The sequence below is a fragment of the Sphingopyxis sp. genome, assembly GCF_025869345.1.
In the GTDB taxonomy this organism is placed as follows: Bacteria; Pseudomonadota; Alphaproteobacteria; order Sphingomonadales; family Sphingomonadaceae; genus Sphingopyxis.
Genome location: NZ_JAOZVW010000124.1, coordinates 1 through 22,218 on the forward strand (window position 1 = coordinate 1; position 22,218 = coordinate 22,218).

31 protein-coding genes are annotated in these 22,218 nt (G+C 65.2%); 27 read left to right on the plus strand and 4 right to left on the minus strand.

Translation table 11 applies throughout. The features are described from left to right. Positions 1–136: 136 nt before the first annotated feature. From OJI97_RS13065 to OJI97_RS13080, 4 genes are all read left to right on the plus strand, one after another. Positions 137–475, plus strand: a complete 339-nt coding sequence (locus OJI97_RS13065) for a DUF1491 family protein (protein WP_297664117.1) — start codon at positions 137–139, stop codon at positions 473–475. A gap of 197 nt (positions 476–672) precedes the next feature. Then, positions 673–1,362 carry a cell wall hydrolase gene (locus tag OJI97_RS13070; protein ID WP_297664119.1) on the plus strand — a complete coding sequence of 230 codons (690 nt, stop codon included), beginning with the start codon at positions 673–675 and terminating at the stop codon, positions 1,360–1,362. A gap of 91 nt (positions 1,363–1,453) precedes the next feature. Further along, complete coding sequence (locus OJI97_RS13075; RefSeq protein ID WP_297664121.1) at positions 1,454–2,092, plus strand: DUF4136 domain-containing protein; 639 nt, start codon at positions 1,454–1,456, stop codon at positions 2,090–2,092. After that, the gene (locus tag OJI97_RS13080) at positions 2,089–3,198 is read left to right on the plus strand and encodes a M14-type cytosolic carboxypeptidase (RefSeq protein WP_297664123.1); all 1,110 of its coding nucleotides are present in this window, start codon (positions 2,089–2,091) and stop codon (positions 3,196–3,198) included. The genes OJI97_RS13075 and OJI97_RS13080 overlap by 4 nt, the downstream gene beginning before the upstream one ends. A gap of 87 nt (positions 3,199–3,285) precedes the next feature. Here OJI97_RS13080 and OJI97_RS13085 read toward each other — a convergent pair whose 3' ends face one another. Continuing rightward, complete coding sequence (locus OJI97_RS13085; RefSeq protein ID WP_297664125.1) at positions 3,286–3,744, minus strand: Hsp20 family protein; 459 nt, start codon at positions 3,742–3,744, stop codon at positions 3,286–3,288. A 200-nt stretch (positions 3,745–3,944) separates the two neighbouring features. Between OJI97_RS13085 and gpmA the strand changes: the two genes are divergently transcribed. Beyond that, positions 3,945–4,631, plus strand: a complete 687-nt coding sequence (gene gpmA / locus OJI97_RS13090) for a 2,3-diphosphoglycerate-dependent phosphoglycerate mutase (RefSeq protein ID WP_297664127.1) — start codon at positions 3,945–3,947, stop codon at positions 4,629–4,631. Positions 4,632–4,719: 88 nt separating this feature from the next. On the opposite strand, the gene dapD is transcribed toward gpmA, so the two are convergent. Then, positions 4,720–5,559: a 2,3,4,5-tetrahydropyridine-2,6-dicarboxylate N-succinyltransferase gene (gene dapD, locus OJI97_RS13095; protein ID WP_297664129.1), complete on the minus strand. Its 840-nt coding sequence runs from the start codon at positions 5,557–5,559 to the stop codon at positions 4,720–4,722. Further along, positions 5,556–6,233: a pyrimidine 5'-nucleotidase gene (locus tag OJI97_RS13100; RefSeq protein WP_297664131.1), complete on the minus strand. Its 678-nt coding sequence runs from the start codon at positions 6,231–6,233 to the stop codon at positions 5,556–5,558. The genes dapD and OJI97_RS13100 overlap by 4 nt, the downstream gene beginning before the upstream one ends. A 358-nt stretch (positions 6,234–6,591) precedes the next feature. On the opposite strand from OJI97_RS13100, the gene OJI97_RS13105 reads away from it, so the two are divergent. Then, a complete protein-coding gene (locus tag OJI97_RS13105) occupies positions 6,592–8,733 on the plus strand; it encodes a S8 family peptidase (protein WP_297664133.1) in 2,142 nt (713 codons plus the stop codon). Here OJI97_RS13105 and OJI97_RS13110 read toward each other — a convergent pair. Further along, positions 8,730–9,224 carry a DNA-deoxyinosine glycosylase gene (locus OJI97_RS13110; RefSeq protein ID WP_297664135.1) on the minus strand — a complete coding sequence of 165 codons (495 nt, stop codon included), beginning with the start codon at positions 9,222–9,224 and terminating at the stop codon, positions 8,730–8,732. The genes OJI97_RS13105 and OJI97_RS13110 overlap by 4 nt on opposite strands. 321 nt (positions 9,225–9,545) lie before the next feature. On the opposite strand from OJI97_RS13110, the gene rpsL reads away from it, so the two are divergent. From rpsL to rplF, 21 genes are all read left to right on the plus strand, one after another. Continuing rightward, positions 9,546–9,917 (plus strand): 30S ribosomal protein S12, encoded by a 372-nt coding sequence (gene rpsL / locus OJI97_RS13115; protein WP_105999100.1) that lies wholly within the window; start codon positions 9,546–9,548, stop codon positions 9,915–9,917. A gap of 73 nt (positions 9,918–9,990) precedes the next feature. After that, positions 9,991–10,461 carry a 30S ribosomal protein S7 gene (rpsG, locus tag OJI97_RS13120; RefSeq protein WP_297664138.1) on the plus strand — a complete coding sequence of 157 codons (471 nt, stop codon included), beginning with the start codon at positions 9,991–9,993 and terminating at the stop codon, positions 10,459–10,461. A 94-nt stretch (positions 10,462–10,555) separates the two neighbouring features. Next, positions 10,556–12,649 carry an elongation factor G gene (gene fusA / locus OJI97_RS13125; protein WP_297664140.1) on the plus strand — a complete coding sequence of 698 codons (2,094 nt, stop codon included), beginning with the start codon at positions 10,556–10,558 and terminating at the stop codon, positions 12,647–12,649. Positions 12,650–12,766: 117 nt separating this feature from the next. Beyond that, positions 12,767–13,960, plus strand: coding sequence for an elongation factor Tu (gene tuf, locus OJI97_RS13130; RefSeq protein ID WP_297664142.1), 1,194 nt, complete (start codon positions 12,767–12,769; stop codon positions 13,958–13,960). A 147-nt stretch (positions 13,961–14,107) separates the two neighbouring features. Next, a complete protein-coding gene (gene rpsJ, locus OJI97_RS13135) occupies positions 14,108–14,419 on the plus strand; it encodes a 30S ribosomal protein S10 (protein ID WP_011543089.1) in 312 nt (103 codons plus the stop codon). A 296-nt stretch (positions 14,420–14,715) separates the two neighbouring features. Continuing rightward, entirely contained in the window at positions 14,716–15,489 is a 774-nt protein-coding gene (gene rplC / locus OJI97_RS13140; RefSeq protein ID WP_297664144.1) for a 50S ribosomal protein L3, read from the plus strand. 2 nt (positions 15,490–15,491) lie between these two features. Beyond that, positions 15,492–16,118 (plus strand): 50S ribosomal protein L4, encoded by a 627-nt coding sequence (gene rplD, locus OJI97_RS13145; protein ID WP_297664145.1) that lies wholly within the window; start codon positions 15,492–15,494, stop codon positions 16,116–16,118. Then, on the plus strand, positions 16,111–16,419 hold the full coding sequence (locus OJI97_RS13150; RefSeq protein WP_033074355.1) for a 50S ribosomal protein L23: 309 nt from the start codon (positions 16,111–16,113) through the stop codon (positions 16,417–16,419). Before rplD ends, OJI97_RS13150 begins: the two co-directional genes overlap by 8 nt. Positions 16,420–16,442: 23 nt before the next feature. Further along, on the plus strand, positions 16,443–17,279 hold the full coding sequence (rplB, locus tag OJI97_RS13155; protein ID WP_297664148.1) for a 50S ribosomal protein L2: 837 nt from the start codon (positions 16,443–16,445) through the stop codon (positions 17,277–17,279). A gap of 3 nt (positions 17,280–17,282) precedes the next feature. Then, positions 17,283–17,558 (plus strand): 30S ribosomal protein S19, encoded by a 276-nt coding sequence (gene rpsS / locus OJI97_RS13160; RefSeq protein WP_037556370.1) that lies wholly within the window; start codon positions 17,283–17,285, stop codon positions 17,556–17,558. Beyond that, positions 17,558–17,938, plus strand: coding sequence for a 50S ribosomal protein L22 (gene rplV, locus OJI97_RS13165; protein WP_054589690.1), 381 nt, complete (start codon positions 17,558–17,560; stop codon positions 17,936–17,938). The genes rpsS and rplV overlap by 1 nt, the downstream gene beginning before the upstream one ends. A gap of 1 nt (position 17,939) precedes the next feature. Next, positions 17,940–18,647 (plus strand): 30S ribosomal protein S3, encoded by a 708-nt coding sequence (gene rpsC, locus OJI97_RS13170; RefSeq protein WP_297664154.1) that lies wholly within the window; start codon positions 17,940–17,942, stop codon positions 18,645–18,647. An 11-nt stretch (positions 18,648–18,658) separates the two neighbouring features. Further along, complete coding sequence (gene rplP, locus OJI97_RS13175) at positions 18,659–19,090, plus strand: 50S ribosomal protein L16 (protein ID WP_257546126.1); 432 nt, start codon at positions 18,659–18,661, stop codon at positions 19,088–19,090. Positions 19,091–19,095: 5 nt separating this feature from the next. Further along, positions 19,096–19,299 (plus strand): 50S ribosomal protein L29, encoded by a 204-nt coding sequence (rpmC, locus tag OJI97_RS13180; RefSeq protein WP_297664157.1) that lies wholly within the window; start codon positions 19,096–19,098, stop codon positions 19,297–19,299. 12 nt (positions 19,300–19,311) lie between these two features. Then, positions 19,312–19,593 (plus strand): 30S ribosomal protein S17, encoded by a 282-nt coding sequence (gene rpsQ / locus OJI97_RS13185; RefSeq protein WP_297664160.1) that lies wholly within the window; start codon positions 19,312–19,314, stop codon positions 19,591–19,593. Positions 19,594–19,651: 58 nt separating this feature from the next. Next, on the plus strand, positions 19,652–20,020 hold the full coding sequence (gene rplN, locus OJI97_RS13190; RefSeq protein ID WP_033074348.1) for a 50S ribosomal protein L14: 369 nt from the start codon (positions 19,652–19,654) through the stop codon (positions 20,018–20,020). A 2-nt stretch (positions 20,021–20,022) separates the two neighbouring features. Continuing rightward, the gene (rplX, locus tag OJI97_RS13195; RefSeq protein WP_257546113.1) at positions 20,023–20,340 is read left to right on the plus strand and encodes a 50S ribosomal protein L24; all 318 of its coding nucleotides are present in this window, start codon (positions 20,023–20,025) and stop codon (positions 20,338–20,340) included. Then, positions 20,333–20,911 (plus strand): 50S ribosomal protein L5, encoded by a 579-nt coding sequence (gene rplE, locus OJI97_RS13200; RefSeq protein ID WP_297664163.1) that lies wholly within the window; start codon positions 20,333–20,335, stop codon positions 20,909–20,911. The genes rplX and rplE overlap by 8 nt, the downstream gene beginning before the upstream one ends. A 50-nt stretch (positions 20,912–20,961) precedes the next feature. Next, positions 20,962–21,267, plus strand: coding sequence for a 30S ribosomal protein S14 (gene rpsN / locus OJI97_RS13205; RefSeq protein ID WP_039578292.1), 306 nt, complete (start codon positions 20,962–20,964; stop codon positions 21,265–21,267). 11 nt (positions 21,268–21,278) lie between these two features. Beyond that, positions 21,279–21,683: a 30S ribosomal protein S8 gene (rpsH, locus tag OJI97_RS13210; RefSeq protein WP_297664166.1), complete on the plus strand. Its 405-nt coding sequence runs from the start codon at positions 21,279–21,281 to the stop codon at positions 21,681–21,683. Next, the gene (gene rplF / locus OJI97_RS13215) at positions 21,683–22,216 is read left to right on the plus strand and encodes a 50S ribosomal protein L6 (protein WP_297664168.1); all 534 of its coding nucleotides are present in this window, start codon (positions 21,683–21,685) and stop codon (positions 22,214–22,216) included. The genes rpsH and rplF overlap by 1 nt, the downstream gene beginning before the upstream one ends. The last annotated feature ends 2 nt before the right edge of the window (positions 22,217–22,218 follow it).

Consider the following 22,218-nt stretch of genomic DNA (forward strand, 5'->3'; position numbering starts at 1 on the left):
GCTTCGATCTCGGGTCCGCGCGGCCTTGCGGGTAGCGATGCTACCCGCTGCACCCGCCCGAACCCGATATCTTCGCCATTTCGACGCCTCGGACCCGAAAAGTGCGGGGCCAGACCCTAGAGGCGCGACCGTCTCCGTGGCTCGGCTCAAGAGTCGCTTTCTCGTCGATCTCCTCCTCCGCCGTACCGAAGCGGCCGGCGGCTTCGCGGCGATCCTCGCGCGGGGGGACGAAACTTCCGGGATCATCCTCGTCCAATGCAGCGATCGCGGGGAGCCCGGACCGTTGCTGGAACGCCGCTTTTCGCTGGACGGACGCTATATCTGGCAGGCCGTGGGGCCCGATGACCCAAAAGATGGTGAAGCCCGCGCAAACTATCAGGAACGGCGGCGAAAGGCCGATCCCGACCTGTGGATCGTCGAACTGGATATCGCAGATGCGCCACAACTCGTCGCGGAGTGGGCTGCGTTAACTTGACTCTGTTGCGGCGCACAATAAGTCGCGCCCATTCCATAACGCGTAGGTCGTTCCGTGGGTTGCCCTGCCTTGGCAAAGCGCCCCGAAAACGGTTCGGACACGCAGTCGGATGATGGCCGCAGGCGGCATAGAGCCAGATATAGCTCACCCGCCTGTCTTGAGGTTCCGGTCCATCAGCCGCCCTTTTGACGGATTATATGAGTCGCATTTTGAACGCCGCCAGCGCGGCCGCTGTCGGCATGACCGCCACCGCGATGCTGCTGCTGGCCGAACCGGGCTTCGCGAGCGATCTCGCGGCCAGCGCGAATCTTCCCGCCATCACCCTGCCGGGCGCCGATGCGCCGCAGAGAGACCCGGCGGATGCCACGACGACAAGCGAACAGCCGGTCGTGACCCTTCCCCAAAGCCCCCTTTCCGAAAACCCTGATTCCGAACGCAGGGACGAACCCGCGGCCGAACCGAAGCCGGCGCTGGATATCGATTCGCTGGCCGAGCTCGTCGCCGCGACCGATCGTCCGGCCGAGATCGACCCCGAACTCCGCTGCCTCGCCGGCGCCGTCTATTTCGAATCGCGCGGCGAATCGCTCGCGGGTCAGCTCGCCGTCGCGCATGTCGTGATCAACCGCGCCAAGTCGGGCCGCTTTCCCAAGAGCCTGTGCGGCGTCGTCCACCAGCCGAGCCAGTTCAGCTTCGTCCGCCACGGCAAGATGCCCGCGATCCGCAACGCGGCCCAGTGGAACAACGCCGTCGCCATCGCGCAGATCGCGCGCGACGGAAGCTGGAAGACGCAGGCGCCGGGTGCGCTCTTCTTCCACGCGCGCTATGTCTCGCCGGGCTGGCGCAAGACGCGCGTCGCGTCGATCGATAATCATATCTTCTATCGGTGATCCCGATTCTCCCTGCGGCGCAGCCGTGGGGAGGATTTCTCCACGCATCCCGTTCATTGCCAGGCCAGATTTTGTGGCGCATGGTGCGTGCATGACGCGTCATCTCCCTGCCACGCTGCTGATCGCAGCGTCGCTCGCGCTCGGCGGCTGTGCGACAGCCGTGCCGCCGGTCGAAGTTACCCGCTTTCACGGCAATGCGCCCACGGGCTGGGCGCCGGGCACGCGCTATGCCGTCGACGAGGCGCCGCTCGGCGATCCGGCGGCGATGGCCGGCACGGGGGTGGGCGCCAACGCGCCTTCTCTCGAATGGTCGAGCTATCGCACCGCGGTCGAACAGCAATTGCAGCGCCAGGGCCTCGTCGCCGCGGCGAACGGCGAGCGCGCCCCGCTCAAGGTCCGCATCGGCTTCGATCGCAACGAACAGGCCCCCGCGGCGCGGCGCTCGCCGGTTTCGGTCGGGGTCGGCGGCTCGACCGGCAGCTATGGCTCGGGGGTCGGGCTCGGCGTGGGGATCAATCTTGGCGGCGGACCGAAGCGGATGGCCGACCTTCAACTGTCGGTGCGCATCGACGATGCGGCATCGGGCCAGGCCCTGTGGGAAGGCCGCGCGCTGACCGCGATTCCGGTGAAGGCGCCCGCCTCGCAGCCCTCGCTCGCCGCGGCGAAATTGGCCGAAGCTCTATTCAGGGACTTTCCCGGCGAATCGGGACGCACTATCAGCGTCCCATGACTATCAGCATCAACGCCGCGTTCGACAGCGGCAATATCGTCGTGGACAGCGTCGAGGGCCCTTCGGCGCGTCTTTCCATCCGCAAGGATCGCGAATCCGATTTCTATCAATGGTTCCACTTTCGTGTCGCCTGCACCGCCGGCGACGCGCTCGAGCTTGCGATCGCCGGCCTGGCGAACTCGGCCTATCCCGACGGCTGGCCCGGCTATGCCGCCGCCGCGAGCTATGACCGCGAGCATTGGTTCCGCCTCGACACCAGCTATGACGCGGGCACGCTGACGATCCGCCACACCGCCGAAGGGCCGCTGCTCTGGGTCGCCTATTTCGCGCCCTATTCGATGGAGCGCCACCATGATCTGGTCGCCTCGGTCGCCGAATGCGAAGGCGTCACCTATCGCTGCCTCGGCACCAGCCTCGAGGGTCAGCCGATCGACTGCCTCGAAATGGGCACCGGCGACACGCAGGTCTGGCTCTATGCGCGCCAGCATCCGGGCGAATCGATGGCCGAATGGTGGATGGAGGGCGCGCTCGAAAAGCTCACCGATCCCGCCGACCCTTATGCGCGGTCGCTGCTGGGCAAATGCCGTTTCCATATCGTCCCGAACATGAATCCCGACGGGTCGCGGCGCGGCCATCTGCGCACCAACTATGCCGGGGTGAACCTCAACCGCGAATGGGACAATCCGACTGCCGAACGCAGCCCCGAAGTGCTGTGCGTGCGGAATGCGATGGACGAAAGCGGCGTCGACTGGGCGATGGACGTCCATGGCGACGAGGCGATCCCGGCGGTCTTCCTCGCGGGGTTTGAGGGCATTCCGTCGCTGAAGGACGCGCAGATCGCGAAATACCGGGCGTTCCAGACCGCGCTTGCCGCGAACACCCCCGATTTTCAGGTCGAGCTCGGCTATGAATTTTCAGCGCCCGGTCAGGCGAATCTCAGCATGTCGACGACTCAGCTCGCCGAACGCTTCGGCGCGGTGTCGATGACGCTGGAGATGCCGTTCAAGGACAATCGCGACCTGCCCGACCCGGTGCAGGGCTGGTCGCCCGAACGTTCGAAGCTGCTCGCGCACGCCTGTCTCCAGACGCTCGACCAGATGCTCTGACGGAAAAAGAAAACGGGGTCCGGGAGAGGGACCGGACCCCGTTCTTCATGCCCCGAAGGGCAAAAGGGTAGAAGGGCAAGGGGGGGCTCAGGCGGCCTTCTTGTCCTCGATCACCGACGGCGCGACGCCGCCGATCGCGATCTTGTGCGGCTTCATCGCCTCGGGCACTTCGCGCACCAGGTCGATCGCCAGCAGCCCGTCGGCCAGATCGGCCTTGCCGACGCGGACGAAGTCGGCAAGCTGGAAGCGGCGCTCGAACGCGCGCGTCGCAATGCCCGAATAGAGCATCTGGCGGCCTTCGCCCTCGCCGGCGGGCGCCTTGCGGCCGCTGACGGTCAGCATGTTCTGCTGCGCGGTGATGTCGATCTCGTCAGTCTTGAATCCCGCGACCGCGACGGTGATGCGGAAATGGTCGTCGCCGAGCTTTTCGATATCGAACGGCGGATAATTTTCGGCGGCCGATCCGCCGGTTTCGAGGAAATCGAACAATCGGTCGAAACCGACGGTCGAACGGCGATAGGGGGTCCAGTCGAAATTGTTACGCATGGCTCAATTCTTCCTTGTCAAAGCGAAGCAAAGGGACCGCGGCCCGAATCATGGGGCGTGCCGCGATCACCGTCCGGCCCCGTTCTGGCGGCCGGACGCGTTGAATCTGGTAACCCTGGAAACCATTTCAAGGGGGCGTTGGCGTTCGGGCGCAACTGGCGCTATGGCGCGGCGAATCCCCTCCAGCCGAAGGACCGCCCATGCCGCAGCTCATCCTCATCCGCCACGGCCAGTCGCAATGGAATCTCGAAAACCGCTTCACCGGCTGGTGGGACGTCGACGTCACCGAAAAAGGCGCGGCGGAAGCGTGGGCGGCGGGCGAACTGATGAAGGACAAGGGCATCGCCCCCGACATCGGCTTCACCTCGGTCCAGACGCGCGCGATCAAGACGCTGAACCTCGCGCTCGAGGCGATGGGCCGCCTGTGGTTGCCGGTGACCAAGGACTGGCGCCTCAACGAGCGGCATTACGGTGGCCTCACCGGACTCGACAAGGCCGAGACGGCGGCGAAGCATGGCGACGAGCAGGTGAAGATCTGGCGCCGCAGCTTCGATATTCCGCCGCCGCCGCTGGCCGCCGATTCGCCCTATGACCTGTCGAAAGACCCGCGCTACGCCGGCATCGCGATCCCGTCGACCGAAAGCCTCAAGGATACAATCGCGCGGGTGCTGCCCTATTATGACGGCGTCATCGCGCCCGAGCTGAGGGCAGGCAAAACGGTGCTGATCTCGGCGCACGGCAACAGCCTGCGCGCGCTGGTCAAGCATCTGTCGGGCATTTCGGACGCCGACATCACCGGGCTGGAAATTCCGACCGGCCAGCCGATCGTCTATGACCTCGCCGACGACCTGACCGCGCGCGAGCGCTATTATCTGAGCGAGCGTTGAAACCCGCCCCCCCCGCGTAGGCGGGGGCCGCAAGCAGCCTTGCGCTACCTCGATAGCGGCCCCCGCCTTCGCGGGGGCGACGACAGGATCAATCGCGCAGCAGCTCGTTGATCCCGGTCTTGGCGCGCGTCTGCGCGTCGACGCGCTTGACGATCACCGCGCAATAGAGCGACGGTCCCGGCGTTCCGTCGGGGAGCGGCTTGCCCGGGAGCGATCCGGGGACGACGACGGCATAGGGCGGCACTTCGCCGATGAAGACCTCGCCGGTCGCGCGATCGACGATCTTGGTCGAGGCGCCGAGATAGACGCCCATCGACAGCACCGCGCCCTCGCGCACGATCACGCCCTCGGCGACTTCGGCGCGCGCGCCGATGAAGGCGCCGTCCTCGATCACCACCGGACCCGCCTGCAAAGGCTCGAGCACGCCGCCGATTCCGGCGCCGCCCGACAGATGGACATTGGCGCCGATCTGCGCGCAGCTTCCCACGGTGGCCCAGGCATCGACCATCGACCCATCGCCGACATAAGCGCCGATGTTGACGAAGCTCGGCATCAGCACCGCGCCCTTGCTGATATAGGCGCCGCGGCGGACGATCGATCCGGGCACCGCACGAAAGCCGGCGTCGCGGAAACGGTTTTCGCCCCAGCCGGCGAATTTCGATGGCACCTTGTCCCACCAGGTCGCGCCGCCCGGCCCGCCCTCGATGATCTCCATGTCGTTGAGGCGGAACGACAGCAGCACCGCTTTCTTGAGCCACTGGTTGACCTGCCACCTCCCGCCGGCGTCGCGCTCGGCGACGCGGAAGCTGCCGTCGTCGAGCCCGGCAATCGCGGTTTCGACCGCCTCGCGCACCGCGCCGGCCGTCGTCAGCCCCAGCGTGTCGCGCGCGTCCCAGGCGGCTTCGATCGTCGTTTGCAGGTCGGTCATGAAAGTCCCCAAGGTAAAGGCAGGTCGTCGAGCCAGTCGGCGATGTCGGTCGCGTGGAAATCGACATGGCTTGGCAGGTGGTCGCGATGGCCGCTTTCGCTGCCATTGTCCAGCCACACGGTCGTCATGCCGAGTGCTTTGGCGGGCGTCAGGTTGCGCGCCATATCCTCGACGAACAGACTCCTCGCCGGATCGACGCCGAGGTGCGCGATCATCGCCGAATAGGCTTCGGGATCGGGCTTGGGCGTGTAGCGCGTGACGCGGATGTCGCAGATGCCGTCGAACAGGTCGGCGATCCCGCGCGCCGCCAGCACGCGCGCGGCATAATCGGCGTCGGCGTTGGTGAAGATCAGCCGCCGCCCCGGCAGCCGTTCGAGCCCGGCGCGCAGCCGGGCGTCGATGCTCAGCCGGTCGAGCGCGATATCGTGGACGTCGACCAGAAACGTCTCGGGATCGACGCCGTGATGCCGCATCAATCCCGCCATCGTCGTGCCATGGTCGTGGAAATATTGCTTCTGCACCCGCCGCGCCTCGACCGCATCGACGCCCAGCAGGCGCATGATGAAGGCGCCCATGCGCGCATCGATCAGATCGAACAGCTTCGCCGACGGCGGATAGAGCGTGTTATCGAGATCGAAGATCCAATTGTCGATATGGTCGATCGGCACAGTCATGGTGACCGGCCGCATAAGGGCCGGGCGCCGCGGCGGCAAGGCGGATGCTTTACTTTGCGGCAATGGCTTTGGGCCTAAACCGGAAAATGCTATGATCATGAGGGGATAGGGGAGACGGGCGATGATGGAGAGCGTGCGGCGCCGTTCGGTCCGGGGACTTGCCCGGCGACCTCTGCCGCTGCTTCTGAGCGTCGCTGCCTTGTCGCTCGCCGGTTGCGGCGGCGGTGGAGCGCGGCCGTCGCCGACGCCCGCACCGCCTCCGGCCCCCACCCCCGCTCCGACTCCTACCCCTACTCCGGCGCCCACGCCGCCGCCGACCGGAAATTTCAACACCGCCGAGACACGGCGATCGGACGGGGTGAATTTCCACGGTGCGATCACCGCCTATCAGGCGGGCGCGACCGGGCAAGGCATACTGGCAGGGGTGATCGACGACGGGATCGACGAGGACAGCCCCGAATTCGCAGGACGCATTTCGCCCGCCTCGGCCGACGTCGCCGGATCGCGCGGCATCAATGCCGAGGGGACGCACGGGACCAATGTTGCGCAGGTGCTGCTCGGCGGCAAGAATGATGCGGGCACCTTCGGCATCGCCTTCAACGCCAATCTGCTCGTGCTGCGCGCCGACCGGCCGGGAAGCTGTGCGACCGAGGACCCCGACGATGACGAAAGCGGGTGCCGCTTCGGCGACAGCGCGATCGCGGCGGGGCTCGACCGCGCGATCAGCGCCGGCGCGCGCGTCGTCAACATCTCGCTGGGCGGCGAAGACCCGCCGGGCACGGGGCTGCGCGCCGCGGTGGCGCGCGCGACCGCGGCGGGGATCATCGTCGTCCTCTCGGCCGGCAACGAAGGCGACACGACCGCGAACGGCAATGATCCCGACAATCCCGAACCTTTCGCGCAGGGCCTGCGCGATGCCGGCGGCGGGCTGGTGATCATCGCGGGATCGGTCGACGACCGGGGCGTGATCTCCAGCTTCAGCAACCGCGCCGGCGGCTATGCCGAATCTTATCTCGCGGCGCTCGGTGAGGATGTGTGCTGCGCCTACAAGGATGGGGCGATCGAGACCGAGGGCAATTCCGTCTTCGTTCTCAGCGGCACCAGCTTTGCCGCGCCGCAGATTGCCGGAGCGGTGGCCTTGATTGCGCAGGCCTTTCCCAATCTGACCAGCCAGCAGATCGTGCAACTGCTCTATCAGTCGGCGCGCGACGCGGGGGCGGCGGGCGAGGATGCGGTGTTCGGGCAGGGCATTCTCGACATCGCGCGGGCCTTTCAGCCGATGGGTGCCACGACCCTGGCGGGCACCGCGAGCGCGGTGCGGCTCGACACCGCGCTCGGCCTGCTCGGCGGCCCGATGGGCGATGCGGGCGGCGCGGGTGCGGCGACCGCTGTCGGGCTGGTCACCGACGGATATGGCCGCGCCTTCAACGTCGATTTCGGCCGGTCGCTGATGCCGCGGCGCCCCGATTTCAAATTGTCGGGTGCGATCGGCGGTCTCGTCCGCCAGCAAAGCGCCGCGTCGGACGCGCTGGCGCTCTCGGTCCTGACCGCGCCCGGCGGCGATGCCCTGGCGGGGCTGTCCTTTCGCGACGCGCGGCAGGCGCGCACGATCGCCGCGTCGATGATCGCGCGGCTGGACGATCGGACGCGGATCGGTTTTGCCGCGGGGCGCGGCCTCAGCGGCCTGGTTGCGGGCGAGCGCGGCGAATCGAACCACGCGATGCTGATCGCCGACGCGGCGCAGGAGGGGCTCGGCTTCGCGGCGAGCCCGGGCGCCGGGCTGCTGCTTCGCCGCGACCTCGGCCACGGGCAGAGGTTCAGCCTCACCGCCGAAAACGGCTGGGTGTCGGGATCGCGCTGGCAGGACGATCCGCTGCTTCGCTATCGCTCGGGCCGCGACAGCCGCTATCAGCGGCTGGGAGCGGCGTGGGACGGGCGCTTCGGCCGCGTCCGCGCGATGCTGGGGGGCAGCTGGGTCCGCGAATCGGACAGCCTTCTCGGCGCGCGCCTCGGCCCGGTGTTCGGGGCCGGTGGCGCAGCCAGCCTCGTCGGCGACGCCAGCCTCGGGCTCGATCTCGACGGCGGCTGGAGCCTGTCGGGGGCGTGGCGTCAGATGTGGACGCGGCCCGATCATGGCGGGCTGATTGCGGGCGGTACGCTCCGCTCGGCCGCCTTTTCGTTCGACATCGCCAAGGCGGAGTTGTTCGGGACCGGCGATCGCGCCGCGCTGCGTTTCGCGCAGCCGCTGCGCGTTACCCGTGGCGGCCTCGATTTGATGCTGCCCGTCGCCTATGATTATGACACCGGCGGCGCCACCTTTGGGCGGCGCACCTATAATCTCGCTCCGACGGGTCGCGAACTGGTGGTCGAGGCGAGCTACGCGCTGTCGCTGTTCGGCGGCGATCTCATCGCCAACACATGGTGGCGCCGGGATCCGGGCCACATCGCGGCGCTGCCCGACGACAAGGGCGCGGCACTCCGCTTTTCGATGGGGTTCTAAAGCGCGGCGCGCAGCGCCAGCCAGGAATCGCGTTTCGCCGCGAAGCCGATCGTGTGCGCGGCGCTGCTCGACGGCAGGTCGACGATCGCGATGGCTTCGAGCGGGGGCAGCTGGCGCCGGCCGATCGCCGCCGCCTTGCCGCCGTTGAACGCGATCATCCGGAGCGCGGGTAGATCGGCGACCAGCGCGGCCAGATCGTGCGGCTCGGCTTCGCGGATCAGCGAATCGCTGCTCGTGCGCCGCTCGGCGGTGCGGATCACATCCCACAGCCCGACCTTCATTGCGTGCAGCTCCGCCAGCCGCTCGGCATAGGGCATCGCCGCGAGCGGCCGGGCGAGGACGTCGCCGAGCAGGCGCCAGAACTGGTTGGTCGGATGCGCATAATATTGCCGTTCGGCGAGCGACCGCGCGCCGGGCAGGCTGCCGAGAATCAGCAGCCGCGTATCGCGGGCGACGTGCGGGGCAAAGCTGGCGTGGCGGGGCGCGGGCATGGCAGGGGGGATAGCGCGGACGCGGCGGCGCAACAATATTACGGCCGCGAAGCGCCCGCCTCTTGACCATCGGGGGAATCGCCGCTAGGGGCGCGCTCGACCGAAAAGGGCGGTTTGCCGCCTTTTTCAGTTACAACAGCGCTTGAACATTGCTGGCGCGGATGGAGCCTCCGGAGGATCAATGCGATTCCGCCGGGGTCTTTTGCTGTTATCAGGTCGGCCGTTTTTCGCCCTTTTTGGCGGGCAAGCGGCCGGAGCTTCATCCACCGCGGTACAGTAACCGTTCGCTTTGATGGGCGAACACAAAAAGGTGAAGCATTCATGCCCACGATCAACCAGCTGGTCCGCAAGGGCCGGACGCCGCAAAAGGCGAACTCCAAGGTCCCGGCGATGGAAGCGAACCCGCAGAAGCGCGGCGTTTGCACCCGTGTCTATACGACGACCCCGAAAAAGCCGAACTCGGCGCTCCGCAAGGTTGCGAAGGTCCGCCTGACCAACCAGCGCGAAGTCATCACCTACATTCCCGGCGAAGGCCACAACCTCCAGGAACACAGCGTCGTGCTGATCCGCGGTGGTCGTGTCCGCGACCTTCCCGGTGTGCGTTACCACGTCCTGCGCGGCGTGCTCGATACGCAGGGCGTGAAGGACCGCAAGCAGAGCCGTTCGAAATACGGTGCGAAGCGTCCGAAGTAAGGACCGCTTTTTCGGCTATTTGATCATCCCTGGCCGCTCTTGCGCCGGGATGCTGTTGTAAAAGGAATTACCCATGGCTCGTCGTCGTCGTCCCGAACGCCGCGAAATCCTGCCCGATCCCCGTTTCGGGGATGTCGTGCTGTCGAAATTCATGAACAGCGTCATGCTGGACGGGAAGAAGTCCGTCGCCGAAAGCATCGTCTACGGTGCCCTGGAATCGGTCGAGGCCCGCGCCAAGAAGGAGCCGATCGGCGTCTTCCACGAAGCGCTGGCGAACATCCGTCCGAACATCGAAGTCCGCAGCCGCCGCGTCGGCGGCGCGACCTATCAGGTTCCGGTCGAGGTCCGTCCCGACCGTGCGCAGGCGCTGGCGATCCGCTGGCTGATCGCTGCCGCGCGCAACCGCAGCGAAACCACGATGGCCGCGCGCCTGTCGGGCGAACTGCTCGACGCGTCGAACAACCGCGGCAATGCGGTCAAGAAGCGCGAAGACACGCATCGCATGGCCGAAGCGAACCGCGCCTTCAGCCACTATCGCTGGTAATTCGCGCGGACGGTCAGCCGTCTCGCAATCGTAACAAACCTTCCTATATCGGGGGCGGCCCCACCGGCCGCCCCCCAAATCCAAGGAAAAGACCATGGCACGCAGCCATCCGCTCGAACATTATCGCAACTTTGGGATCATGGCGCACATCGACGCCGGCAAGACCACGACGACCGAGCGCATTCTCTATTACACCGGCAAGTCCTACAAGATCGGCGAAGTCCATGACGGCGCCGCGACGATGGACTGGATGGAACAGGAACAGGAACGCGGCATCACGATCACGTCGGCGGCGACCACCTGCCTGTGGAAGGCCGATGAGGGCAAAGGCCCCGAGCATCGCCTGAATATCATCGACACCCCCGGACACGTCGATTTCACGATCGAGGTCGAGCGCTCGCTTCGCGTCCTCGACGGCGCGATCACCGCGTTCGACGGCGTTGCCGGCGTCGAGCCGCAGTCGGAAACCGTGTGGCGCCAGGCGGACAAATATAAAGTTCCGCGCATGTGCTACATCAACAAGCTCGATCGCACCGGCGCCAATTTCTATTATTGCGTGCAGACGATCATCGATCGCCTCGGCGCGACGCCGGCGGTGCTGTATCTGCCCATCGGCGCCGAAAGCGACTTCATCGGTCTCGTCGACCTCGTCAACGAGCGCGCGATCATCTGGAAGGACGAAAGCCTCGGCGCCGAATTCTTCTATGAGGAGATTCCGGCCGACCTCAAGGACAAGGCCGCCGAATATCGCGAAAAGCTGGTCGAGCTCGCCGTCGAACAGGACGACGATGCGATGGAAGCCTATCTCGAGGGCACCGTCCCCGACGTCGCGACGCTGAAGGCGCTGATCCGCAAGGGCACGCTGGCGCAGGCCTTCGTGCCCGTGCTGTGCGGCTCGTCGTTCAAGAACAAGGGCGTGCAGGCGCTGCTCGACGCGGTCGTCGATTATCTGCCCTCGCCGCTCGACATTCCCGACGTCCAGGGCATCAACCCGGCGAACGACCAGCCCGACTCGCGCGAGACCTCGGACTCGGCGCCGCTGTCGCTGCTCGCGTTCAAGATCATGAACGATCCGTTCGTCGGTTCGCTCACCTTCGCCCGCATCTATTCGGGCACCTTGAACAAGGGCACCTACCTGAACTCGGTCAAGGACAAGAAGGAAAAGGTCGGCCGTATGCTGCTGATGCATGCGAACAGCCGCGAGGACATCGAGGAAGCCTATGCGGGCGACATCGTCGCGCTGGCAGGCCTCAAGGAAACCACCACCGGGGACACGCTCTGCGCCACCAATGCGCCGATCATCCTCGAGCGGATGGAATTCCCCGAGCCGGTCATCGAGCTGTCGGTGGAACCGAAAACCAAAGCCGACCAGGAACGCATGGGCATCGCGCTCAACCGCCTGGCCGCCGAGGATCCCTCGTTCCGCGTTTCAACCGATCATGAATCGGGCCAGACGATCATCAAGGGCATGGGCGAGCTCCACCTCGACATCCTCGTCGATCGCATGAAGCGCGAGTTCAAGGTCGAGGCGAATGTCGGCGCGCCGCAGGTGGCGTATCGCGAATCGCTCGCGAAGCCGGTCGACGTCGATTATACCCACAAGAAGCAGTCGGGCGGCTCGGGCCAGTTCGGCCGCGTCAAGGTCAGCGTCGCCCCCGGCGAGCGCGGTTCGGGCATCACCTTCATCGACGAGATCAAGGGCGGCAACATCCCGCGCGAATATATCCCGTCGGTTGAAAAGGGCATGCGCGAATCGGCCGAAAACGGTCACATGATCGGGTTCCCGATCATCGACTTCGAAATCAAGCTCACGGACGGCGCCTATCACGACGTCGACTCGTCGGCGCTGGCGTTCGAAATCGCGGGCCGTGCGGCGATGCGCGAAGTGGCGGCGAAAGCCGGCATCAAGCTGCTCGAACCGGTGATGAAGGTCGAGGTCGTGACTCCCGAGGAATTCATGGGGGATGTGATCGGCGATCTCAACAGCCGCCGCGGGCAGATTCAGGGCACCGACAGCCGCGGCATCGCCCAGGTCGTCGAGGCGATCGTGCCGCTGGCGAATATGTTCGGTTATGTGAATCAGCTGCGCAGCTTCAGCCAGGGGCGCGCCAGCTATTCGATGCAGTTCTCGCATTATGAAGAAGTGCCGACGAACGTCGCCGAAGAGGTGAAGGCCAAGATGGCCTGATGGGCTCAGGCCGCGCGGACTTGCGCCGCGCGGCAAGACCTACTAAGGGCGGCGCCTGATTCAGCAGGCTCGTCCAAACTGATCAACCCAAACACATGAACAAGAAGGTTCCATATCATGGCTAAGGCTAAATTTGAGCGGACGAAGCCGCACTGTAACATCGGCACCATCGGTCACGTCGACCATGGCAAGACCTCGCTGACCGCGGCGATCACCAAGGTGCTGGCGGAAAACATCGCGGGCAACGCGGCCGTCGACTTCGCGAACATCGACAAGGCGCCCGAGGAGCGCGAGCGCGGCATCACCATCTCGACCTCGCACGTCGAATATGAAACCGACAACCGCCACTATGCGCACGTCGATTGCCCGGGCCACGCCGACTATGTGAAGAACATGATCACCGGCGCCGCGCAGATGGACGGCGCGATCCTCGTCGTGTCGGCCGCCGACGGCCCGATGCCGCAGACCAAGGAGCACATCCTGCTCGCGAAGCAGGTCGGCGTTCCGACCATGGTCGTCTTCCTCAACAAGGTCGATCAGCTCGACGATCCCGAACTGCTCGAGCTCGTCGAACTCGAGATCCGCGAAGAGCTCTCGAAGCGCGACTTCGACGGCGACAATATTCCGATCATCGCCGGTTCGGCCCTCGCCGCGCTGGAAAGCCGCGACGACAACATCGGCAAGGACGCGGTCCTCAAGCTGATGGCCGCCGTCGACGAATGGATTCCGCAGCCCGAGCGTCCGCTCGACAAGCCCTTCCTGATGCCGATCGAAGACGTGTTCTCGATCTCGGGTCGCGGCACCGTCGTCACCGGCCGCGTCGAAACCGGCGTCGTCAAGGTCGGTGAAGAAGTCGAGATCGTCGGCATCAAGGACACCAAGAAGACGACCGTCACCGGCGTCGAAATGTTCCGCAAGCTGCTCGATCAGGGCGAAGCCGGCGACAACATCGGTGCGCTGATCCGCGGCGTCGGCCGTGAAGAAGTCGAGCGCGGCCAGGTTCTGGCCAAGCCCGGCTCGATCACCCCGCACACCGAGTTCACCTCGGAAGTCTATGTCCTGTCGAAGGACGAGGGCGGCCGTCACACGCCGTTCTTCGCCAACTATCGTCCGCAGTTCTACTTCCGCACCACCGACGTCACCGGCGAGGTCGTCCTCCCCGAGGGCACCGAAATGGTCATGCCGGGCGACAACGTCCAGCTGTCGGTCAAGCTGATCGCCCCGATCGCCATGGACCAGGGTCTGCGCTTCGCGATTCGCGAAGGCGGCCGCACGGTCGGCGCAGGGGTTGTCGCGACGATCACAAAGTAATATAGGGCCGCGAGCCGCGCGATTCGGATCGATTCGCGCGGCTCGTAGCTTAAAGGTTTTTGATGGCCTCACCGGCTTCCAACAGGAGGCCGGGACAGGCCATTTCGGCTCTTTCGCATCGTTAGACGGGATTCGACTGGAACAGTCATGGAAACGCAGAATATTCGCATTCGCCTGAAGGCCTTTGATCACCGCGTGCTCGATCAGGCCACCACCGACATTGCCGATACGGCACGTCGCACGGGCGCTCTCATTCGCGGTCCGATCCCGCTTCCGACGCGTATTGAAAAATTCACCGTGAACCGCGGTCCGCACATCGACAAGAAGTCGCGCGAGCAGTTCGAGGTGCGTACCCACAAGCGGCTGCTCGACATCGTGCAGCCCACCCCGCAGACGGTCGACGCGCTGATGAAGCTCGACCTCGCCGCGGGCGTGAATGTCGAGATCAAGCTGGCCTGAGCCAGCGTGCTCCGGACTTGATCCGGAGCCCAGGGTAAAGCGGCCGACAGGTCGCGCTGAAGCCGCCCTGGGTTCCTGCTTTCGCAGGAACACAACAAGGTTTCGGAGGATACCGCCGGACTTGATCCGGGCTGCGTCCCCCGTCTCGCCGCAGGTCCTTCGGGATGGCGGCACCTCAGCCCGGACGGGGCGATGCATCGAAATCTTGGGCTGGGAGGGTTCCGCCGGGGTTTGCCTCGGTGGGTCCCGCAAGCCGTGCGGAATGGTCCGCCCGGCCTCTGTTGAGGAGTATGATCATGCGTACTGGCGTGATCGCGAAGAAAATGGGGATGACCCGCCTGTTTCAGGACGACGGCCGCCATGTGCCCGTCACCGTCCTGAGCCTCGAAGGCTGCCAGGTCGTCTCCGTGCGCGATAAAGACCGCGACGGCTATGTGGCCGTTCAACTCGGTGCCGGGTCGGCCAAGGCGAAGAACGTCGCCAAGCCGCAGCGCGGCGCCTATGGCAAGGCCGAGGTCGAGCCCAAGGCGAAGCTCGTCGAATTCCGCGTCGCCGACGACGCGACGCTCGACGTCGGTGCCGAACTCTCGGCCGACCATTTCGTCGCCGGCCAGATCGTCGACATCCAGGGCGTGACCCAGGGCAAGGGCTTTGCCGGTGCGATGAAGCGCTGGGGTTTCGGCGGTATGCGCGCGACCCACGGTGTGTCGATCAGCCACCGTGCGCATGGTTCGACCGGTAACCGCCAGGATCCCGGCCGCGTCTTCAAGAACAAGAAGATGGCCGGCCACATGGGCGCGCGCAATCGCACCCAGCAGAATCTCGAAATCGTCCGCACCGACGTCGAACGCGGCCTCCTCTTCGTCAAGGGCTCGGTTCCCGGCTCGAAGGGCGGCTGGCTGCTCGTCCGCGATGCGGTGAAGCTGCCGCGTCACCCTGAGGCTCCCTATCCGGCGGGCATCAAGAGCGCGGCCAACACCAACGATGCCCCGGCTGACGCGCCGGTCGAAACGCCGGTCGAAGCGACCGTCGTCGACACCGCGGCCGCCGACGGCGCACAGGAGTCCTGATCATGAAGGTCAAGGTTCAGACCCTCGATGGCAAGGCTGGCGCCGACATCGACCTTAACGACGACGTCTTTGGCGTCGATGCGCGCACCGACATCCTGCACCGCGTCGTCGCGTGGCAGCTCGAAAAGCGCCGCGGCCCCGCCCGCGCCGCGCGCGAGCGCAGCGACGTCGCCCGCACCGGCAAGAAGTTCGGTCGCCAGAAGGGCGGCGGCACGGCTCGTCACGGCGATCGCAAGGCACCGATCTTCATCGGCGGCGGCAAGGCGCACGGCCCGCGGGCCCGCACCTTCGGCCACTCGCTGAACAAGAAGATCCGCAGCCTCGGCCTCAAGATGGCGCTGAGCGACAAGGCGCTGGGTGGCAAGCTCGTCGTTCTCGACACGCTCGAGCTCAAGGATGCGAAGACCAAGGCGCTCGCCGGCAAGCTCGGCAAGCTCGACCTCGGCAATCGCGCCCTGTTCATCGATGGTGACGCGGTCCACGCCAGCTTCGCGATGGCATCGGCTAACCTGATCGGCATCGATGCGATGCCGGCAGCGGGCGCCAATGTCTATGACATCATCCGTGCCGACACGCTGGTCCTGACCCGCGCGGCGGTCGAAAAGCTGGAGGCACGCTTCAATGGCTAAGGCAAAAACTGTCGATGCGCGTCATTATGACGTGATCCTCGCTCCGGTGATCACCGAAAAGTCGACGCTGCTCAGCGAAAACAACGCCGTGGTGTTCAAGGTCGCCAATGACGCGACCAAGCCCGCGATCAAGGCGGCCGTCGAGGCGCTGTTCGATGTCAAGGTCGTCGGCGTCAACACGCTTGTCACCAAGGGCAAGACCAAGCGCTGGAAGGGCAAGCCCTACACCCGCAGCGACGTGAAGAAGGCGATCGTTCGCCTGGCCGAAGGCCAGTCGATCGACGTCACCACGGGCGTCTGAGCGGCTCGGGAAGGCGAAAGAAAATGGCACTCAAACATTATAACCCGACCAGCCCCGCGCAGCGCGGCCTGATCCTCGTCGACAAGTCGTCGCTGTGGAAGGGCAAGCCCGTCAAGGCGCTGACCGAAGGCAAGCGCAAGACCGGCGGCCGCAACAACAAGGGTCATGTGACCTCGCGCGGCATCGCCGGCGGCCACAAGCAGAAGTACCGCTTCATCGACTTCAAGCGTCGCAAGTGGGACATGCCGGCCACCGTCGAGCGTCTGGAATATGACCCCAACCGCACGGCATTCATCGCCCTCGTGAAATATGAGGACGGCGAACAGACCTATATTCTGGCGCCGCAGCGTCTGGCCGTGGGCGACACCGTCGTTGCCGGCAAGAAGACCGACGTGAAGCCCGGCAATGCGATGGAATTGTCGCAGATGCCGGTCGGCACGATCGTCCACAATATCGAGATGAAGCCGGGCAAGGGCGGCCAGATCGCCCGTTCGGCCGGCACCTATGCGCAGGTCGTCGGTCGTGACCGCGGCCTCGTCATCGTGCGTCTCGGTTCGGGCGAGCAGCGCTACATTCGCGGCGAGTGCATGGGCACGGTCGGCGCGGTGTCGAACCCCGACAACCAGAACACCAATCTGGGCAAGGCGGGCCGCGGCCGCTGGCTCGGCAAGCGTCCGCTGACTCGCGGCGTCGCCAAGAACCCGGTCGATCACCCGCACGGCGGTGGTGAAGGCCGCACCTCGGGTGGCCGTCATCCGGTGACCCCGTGGGGCAAGCCGACCAAGGGTGCCCGTACCCGCCATAACAAGTCGACCGACAAGATGATCATCCGGTCGCGTCACGCGAAGAAGAAGAGGTAAGCCATGGCTCGCTCGGTCTGGAAGGGTCCGTTTGTCGACCTTCATCTCCTCAAGAAAGCCGAAACGGCCCAGGACGGTGGCAGCTCTGCCCCGATCAAAACCTGGTCGCGCCGGTCCACCATCCTGCCGCAGTTCGTCGGGCTGACCTTCAATGTCTACAACGGCCGCAAGTTCGTGCCGGTGTCGGTCAATGAAGACATGGTCGGCATGAAGCTGGGTGAATTTGCGCCGACGCGCTTCTTCCCCGGCCACGCGGCCGACAAGAAGGGCAAACGCTAATGGGCAAGGAAAAGTCCCCCCGCCGCGTTGCGGATAACGAGGCGCTCTCGGTCGGCACGCAGATTCGCGGTTCGGCGCAGAAGCTGAACCTCGTCGCCGCGCTGATCCGCGGCCGCAAGGTCGAAGACGCGATGAACGTCCTCGCTTTCTCGAAGAAGGCGATGGCCGTCGACGTGCGCAAGGTTCTCGCCAGCGCCGTCGCCAACGCGGAGAACAACCACAACCTCGACGTTGACGCGCTGGTCGTCAAGGAAGCGAGCGTGGGCAAGTCGATCTCGATGAAGCGCTGGCACGCTCGCGGCCGCGGCAAGTCGACCCGGATCGTCAAGCCCTTCAGCCGCATCCGCATCGTCGTCCGCGAACAGGAAGAAGAGGCGTAAGATGGGCCAGAAGAGCAATCCGATCGGCCTGCGCCTGCAGGTCAACCGCACCTGGGACAGCCGCTGGTTCGCCGAGGGCCAGGACTATGGCCGCATGTTGGTCGAGGATCTGAAGATCCGCAAATATGTGTTCAAGACCCTGCCGCAGGCCGCGATCTCGAAGGTCGTGATCGAGCGTCCGGCGAAGCTGTGCCGCGTGTCGATCTATGCCGCCCGTCCGGGCGTCATCATCGGCAAGAAGGGCGCCGACATCGAAAAGCTGCGCAAGAAACTCGGCGAGCTGACGGGCAGCGACGTGTCGCTGAACATCGTCGAGATCCGCAAGCCCGAAGTCGACGCCAAGCTCGTCGGCCAGGGCATTGCCGACCAGCTCGAACGCCGCGTCGCCTTCCGCCGCGCGATGAAGCGCGCGGTGCAGTCGGCGATGCGTCTCGGCGCCGAGGGCATCCGCATCAACTGCGCCGGCCGTCTCGGCGGCGCGGAAATCGCGCGCACCGAATGGTATCGCGAAGGCCGCGTGCCGCTGCACACGCTGCGCGCCAACGTCGACTATGCCGAGGCCGAAGCGCACACCGCTTACGGTGTCTGCGGCATCAAGGTCTGGATCTTCAAGGGCGAGATCCTGGGTCATGACCCGATGGCGACCGACCGTCTGATGCTCGATGCGCAGACGACCGGCGTCCGTCCGGCCCGTGACGATCGCCGCTAAGGACTGCTGACATGCTGCAACCGAAAAAAACCAAGTTCCGCAAGGCTTTCAAGGGCCGCATCCATGGCCTCGCCAAGGGCGGCACCAGCCTGAACTTCGGCTCCTACGGCCTGAAGGCGATGGAACCCGAGCGCATCACCGCGCGCCAGATCGAAGCGGCCCGCCGCGCGATCAGCCGTGCGATCAAGCGCCAGGGCCGCCTGTGGATCCGCGTCTTCCCCGACGTTCCCGTGTCGTCGAAGCCCGCCGAAGTCCGCATGGGCAAGGGCAAGGGTTCGCCTGAATTCTGGGCCGCCCGCGTCAAGCCCGGCCGTATCCTGTTCGAACTCGACGGTGTCCCCGGTCCGGTGGCCGCGCTGGCGTTCGAACGCGCGGCGATGAAGCTGCCGATCAAGACGAAGGTCGTTGCCCGCCTCGGCGACACCTCGCATCTGGAGGGTTGAGGGCCATGGCCAAGACCGAAGATCTGACCAAGAAGACCGACGACCAGCTCGCCGAACAGCTTGGCGAACTGAAGCGCGAGGCGTTCAACCTCCGTTTCCAGGCCGCCACCGGCCAGCTGGAAAAGGCATCGCGGGTCAAGGAAGTGCGCCGCACCATCGCGCGCGTCAAGACCGAGCAGACCGGGCGCGTGCGCTCGGCCGCCAAGTAAGGAGACCAACCCATGCCGAAGCGCATATTGACCGGCACGGTGGTGTCCGACAAGGGCGACAAGACCGTGGTCGTGAAGGTCGAACGGAAGGTCAAGCACCCTCTGTACGGCAAGATCATCCGCCGCTCGAAAAAGTATCATGCCCACGATGAGGACAACGCCATCAAGGCCGGCGAAACCGTCCGCATCGAGGAAACGAAGCCGATTTCGAAGCTGAAGACCTGGAAGGTTCTCGACAAGGTCGAAATCTCGACCAAGGCGAAGAAGGCCGACGAGATCGACGCGCAAGCGTAAAGAGTTTCACGGAACCGCCGGGGAGCCCCGGTAGGCCAAGGAAGAAGGAAGTGCATCGATGATTCAGATGCAGTCACAATTGGAAGTCGCCGACAACAGCGGTGCGAAGCGCGTCCAGTGCATCAAGGTGCTCGGCGGCTCGAAGCGCCGTGTCGCCGGCGTCGGCGACGTGATCGTCGTGTCGATCAAGGAAGCCCAGCCGCGCGGCAAGGTGAAGAAGGGCGACGTGCATCGCGCCGTCATCGTCCGCACCGCGAAGGATGTGCGCCGCGCCGACGGTTCGGTGATCCGTTTCGACAGCAACGCCGCCGTTCTCGTCAACAAGAATGAGGAGCCGATCGGCACGCGTATCTTCGGCCCCGTCGTCCGCGAACTGCGCGGCAAGGGCTATATGAAGATCATCAGCCTGGCGCCGGAGGTGCTCTGACCATGGCGAACAAGATCAAGAAGGGTGACACGGTCGTCGTCCTGTCCGGCAAGGACAAGGGCAAGACCGGCGAAGTGACGCAGAGCCTGCCGAAGGACGGCAAGGTCGTCGTCGCGGGCGTCAACGTCATCACCCGTCACCGCAAGCCGACCCAGCAGAACCCGCAGGGCGGCCTCGAGCGCAAGGAAGCGCCGCTCTTCGCGAGCAAGGTCGCGCTCGCCGATCCCAAGACCGGCAAGCCGACGCGCGTCCGCTTTGAAACCAAGGACGGCAAGAAGGTCCGCGTGGCCGTGAAGTCCGGGGAGACGATCAATGGCTGACACCTACACCCCGCGCATGCGCAAGCTCTATGACGACAAGATCGTCAAGGCGATGACCGAGAAGTTCGGTTACAAGAATGTGATGGAAGTGCCGAAGATCGAGAAGATCACGCTCAACATGGGCGTCGGCGAAGCCACGCAGGACAAGAAGAAGGTCGAAGCCGCGGCAGCCGAAATGGAGCTGATCGCGGGCCAGAAGCCCGTCGTGACCAAGGCGAAGAAGTCGATCGCGCAGTTCAAGCTGCGCGAAGGCATGCCGATCGGCTGCAAGGTGACCCTGCGCCGCGAACGCATGTACGAGTTCCTCGATCGCCTGATCACGATCGCGATGCCGCGCATCCGCGACTTTCGCGGCGTGTCGGCGACCAGCTTCGACGGCCGTGGCAACTATGCCATGGGCCTGAAGGAACAGATCATCTTCCCCGAGATCAACTATGACCGCATCGACCAGGTGCGCGGCATGGACGTGATCGTCACCACCACCGCTCGCACGGATGACGAAGCCCGCGAACTGCTCAAGCTGTTCGGCTTCCCCTTCCCGATCGCAGCGCAGGAAAAGGAAGCCGCCTGATCCCCTTGGGACCAGGCCGGCTCTTTCAAGAAGGAAAGAGAACTTAAGTCATGGCGAAACTGAGTTCGATGAACAAGAACGAGCGTCGCAAGCAGCTGGTGAAGAAATATGCCGGCCGTTACGCAAAGCTGAAGGCGATTGCCGCCGACACCTCGCTCGACGATGGCGAGCGTCTGATTGCGCGCCTCAAGATGGCGGAAATCCCGCGCAACGGCAACCCGACCCGCATCCGCAACCGGTGCGAGCTGACAGGCCGTCCGCGCGCTTATTACCGTAAATTCCGGCTGTGCCGTATCCAGCTCCGCGATCTGGCCAACAAGGGCCTGATCCCCGGTGTTGTGAAATCGAGCTGGTAAGGGACTAGAAGATGGCAATGACCGATCCCCTGGGTGATATGCTCACCCGCATCCGCAACGGCCAGCAGGCGAAGAAGGACAGCGTCCTGACCCCCGCCTCGACCCTGCGCGTCCGCGTTCTCGATGTGCTCCAGCGCGAAGGCTATATCCGCGGCTACAGCGAAGAAACGCTGGGCGCGAAGGGCCAGCACAAGGGCATCCGCATCGAGCTCAAATATTTCGAGGGCCAGCCGGCGATCCGCCACGTGGCCCGCGTTTCGAAGCCGGGCCGCCGCGTCTATTCGGGCTCGAAAGAGCTGCCGATCGTGCGCAACGGCCTGGGCATCACCATCGTGTCGACCCCGCGCGGCGTTCTTTCGGACGCCGAAGCCCGCGAACATAATGTCGGCGGCGAAGTGCTGGCGGAGGTGTTCTGATGTCGCGCATCGGTAAAAAATCAGTGGCGGTTCCCGGCGGCGTCACCGCCGCGATCGACGGCGGCACGCTGTCGGTCAAGGGGCCGAAGGGCACGCTCGCGATGCCGCTTTCCGACAACATCAAATATGAAGTCGGCGAAGGCAGCATCTCGGTTCAGCCCGCGAACGACAGCCGCGAAGCACGCGCCTTCTGGGGCATGCAGCGCACGCTGGTGCAGAATCTCGTCACCGGCGTGACCGAAGGCTTCACCAAGGTGCTCGAAATCACCGGCGTCGGCTATCGCGCCAACTCGCAGGGCAAGACGCTGAAGCTGCAGCTCGGCTACAGCCACGATGTCGATTTCGCGGTGCCCGAAGGCATCGAGATCAAGACGCCGGACAATACGACGATCGAGATCAGCGGTATCGACAAGCAGAAGGTCGGCCAGGTCGCGGCGGAAATCCGCCGTTGGCGCAAGCCCGAACCCTATAAGGGCAAGGGCATCAAATATCGCGGCGAGTACATCTTCCGCAAAGAAGGCAAGAAGAAGTAAGC

Excerpts from the sequence above, each read along its gene's own strand:
- OJI97_RS13070 (WP_297664119.1), top strand. The coding sequence starts at position 673 with ATGAGTCGCATTTTGAACGCCGCCAGCGCGGCCGCTGTCGGCATGACC.
- OJI97_RS13075 (WP_297664121.1), top strand. The coding sequence starts at position 1,454 with ATGACGCGTCATCTCCCTGCCACGCTGCTGATCGCAGCGTCGCTCGCG.
- OJI97_RS13080 (WP_297664123.1), top strand. The coding sequence starts at position 2,089 with ATGACTATCAGCATCAACGCCGCGTTCGACAGCGGCAATATCGTCGTG.
- OJI97_RS13085 (WP_297664125.1), bottom strand. The coding sequence starts at position 3,744 with ATGCGTAACAATTTCGACTGGACCCCCTATCGCCGTTCGACCGTCGGT.
- gpmA (WP_297664127.1), top strand. The coding sequence starts at position 3,945 with ATGCCGCAGCTCATCCTCATCCGCCACGGCCAGTCGCAATGGAATCTC.
- dapD (WP_297664129.1), bottom strand. The coding sequence starts at position 5,559 with ATGACCGACCTGCAAACGACGATCGAAGCCGCCTGGGACGCGCGCGAC.
- OJI97_RS13100 (WP_297664131.1), bottom strand. The coding sequence starts at position 6,233 with ATGACTGTGCCGATCGACCATATCGACAATTGGATCTTCGATCTCGAT.
- OJI97_RS13110 (WP_297664135.1), bottom strand. The coding sequence starts at position 9,224 with ATGCCCGCGCCCCGCCACGCCAGCTTTGCCCCGCACGTCGCCCGCGAT.
- rpsL (WP_105999100.1), top strand. The coding sequence starts at position 9,546 with ATGCCCACGATCAACCAGCTGGTCCGCAAGGGCCGGACGCCGCAAAAG.
- rpsG (WP_297664138.1), top strand. The coding sequence starts at position 9,991 with ATGGCTCGTCGTCGTCGTCCCGAACGCCGCGAAATCCTGCCCGATCCC.
- fusA (WP_297664140.1), top strand. The coding sequence starts at position 10,556 with ATGGCACGCAGCCATCCGCTCGAACATTATCGCAACTTTGGGATCATG.
- tuf (WP_297664142.1), top strand. The coding sequence starts at position 12,767 with ATGGCTAAGGCTAAATTTGAGCGGACGAAGCCGCACTGTAACATCGGC.
- rpsJ (WP_011543089.1), top strand. The coding sequence starts at position 14,108 with ATGGAAACGCAGAATATTCGCATTCGCCTGAAGGCCTTTGATCACCGC.
- rplC (WP_297664144.1), top strand. The coding sequence starts at position 14,716 with ATGCGTACTGGCGTGATCGCGAAGAAAATGGGGATGACCCGCCTGTTT.
- rplD (WP_297664145.1), top strand. The coding sequence starts at position 15,492 with ATGAAGGTCAAGGTTCAGACCCTCGATGGCAAGGCTGGCGCCGACATC.
- OJI97_RS13150 (WP_033074355.1), top strand. The coding sequence starts at position 16,111 with ATGGCTAAGGCAAAAACTGTCGATGCGCGTCATTATGACGTGATCCTC.
- rplB (WP_297664148.1), top strand. The coding sequence starts at position 16,443 with ATGGCACTCAAACATTATAACCCGACCAGCCCCGCGCAGCGCGGCCTG.
- rpsS (WP_037556370.1), top strand. The coding sequence starts at position 17,283 with ATGGCTCGCTCGGTCTGGAAGGGTCCGTTTGTCGACCTTCATCTCCTC.
- rplV (WP_054589690.1), top strand. The coding sequence starts at position 17,558 with ATGGGCAAGGAAAAGTCCCCCCGCCGCGTTGCGGATAACGAGGCGCTC.
- rpsC (WP_297664154.1), top strand. The coding sequence starts at position 17,940 with ATGGGCCAGAAGAGCAATCCGATCGGCCTGCGCCTGCAGGTCAACCGC.
- rplP (WP_257546126.1), top strand. The coding sequence starts at position 18,659 with ATGCTGCAACCGAAAAAAACCAAGTTCCGCAAGGCTTTCAAGGGCCGC.
- rpmC (WP_297664157.1), top strand. The coding sequence starts at position 19,096 with ATGGCCAAGACCGAAGATCTGACCAAGAAGACCGACGACCAGCTCGCC.
- rpsQ (WP_297664160.1), top strand. The coding sequence starts at position 19,312 with ATGCCGAAGCGCATATTGACCGGCACGGTGGTGTCCGACAAGGGCGAC.
- rplN (WP_033074348.1), top strand. The coding sequence starts at position 19,652 with ATGATTCAGATGCAGTCACAATTGGAAGTCGCCGACAACAGCGGTGCG.
- rplX (WP_257546113.1), top strand. The coding sequence starts at position 20,023 with ATGGCGAACAAGATCAAGAAGGGTGACACGGTCGTCGTCCTGTCCGGC.
- rplE (WP_297664163.1), top strand. The coding sequence starts at position 20,333 with ATGGCTGACACCTACACCCCGCGCATGCGCAAGCTCTATGACGACAAG.
- rpsN (WP_039578292.1), top strand. The coding sequence starts at position 20,962 with ATGGCGAAACTGAGTTCGATGAACAAGAACGAGCGTCGCAAGCAGCTG.
- rpsH (WP_297664166.1), top strand. The coding sequence starts at position 21,279 with ATGGCAATGACCGATCCCCTGGGTGATATGCTCACCCGCATCCGCAAC.
- rplF (WP_297664168.1), top strand. The coding sequence starts at position 21,683 with ATGTCGCGCATCGGTAAAAAATCAGTGGCGGTTCCCGGCGGCGTCACC.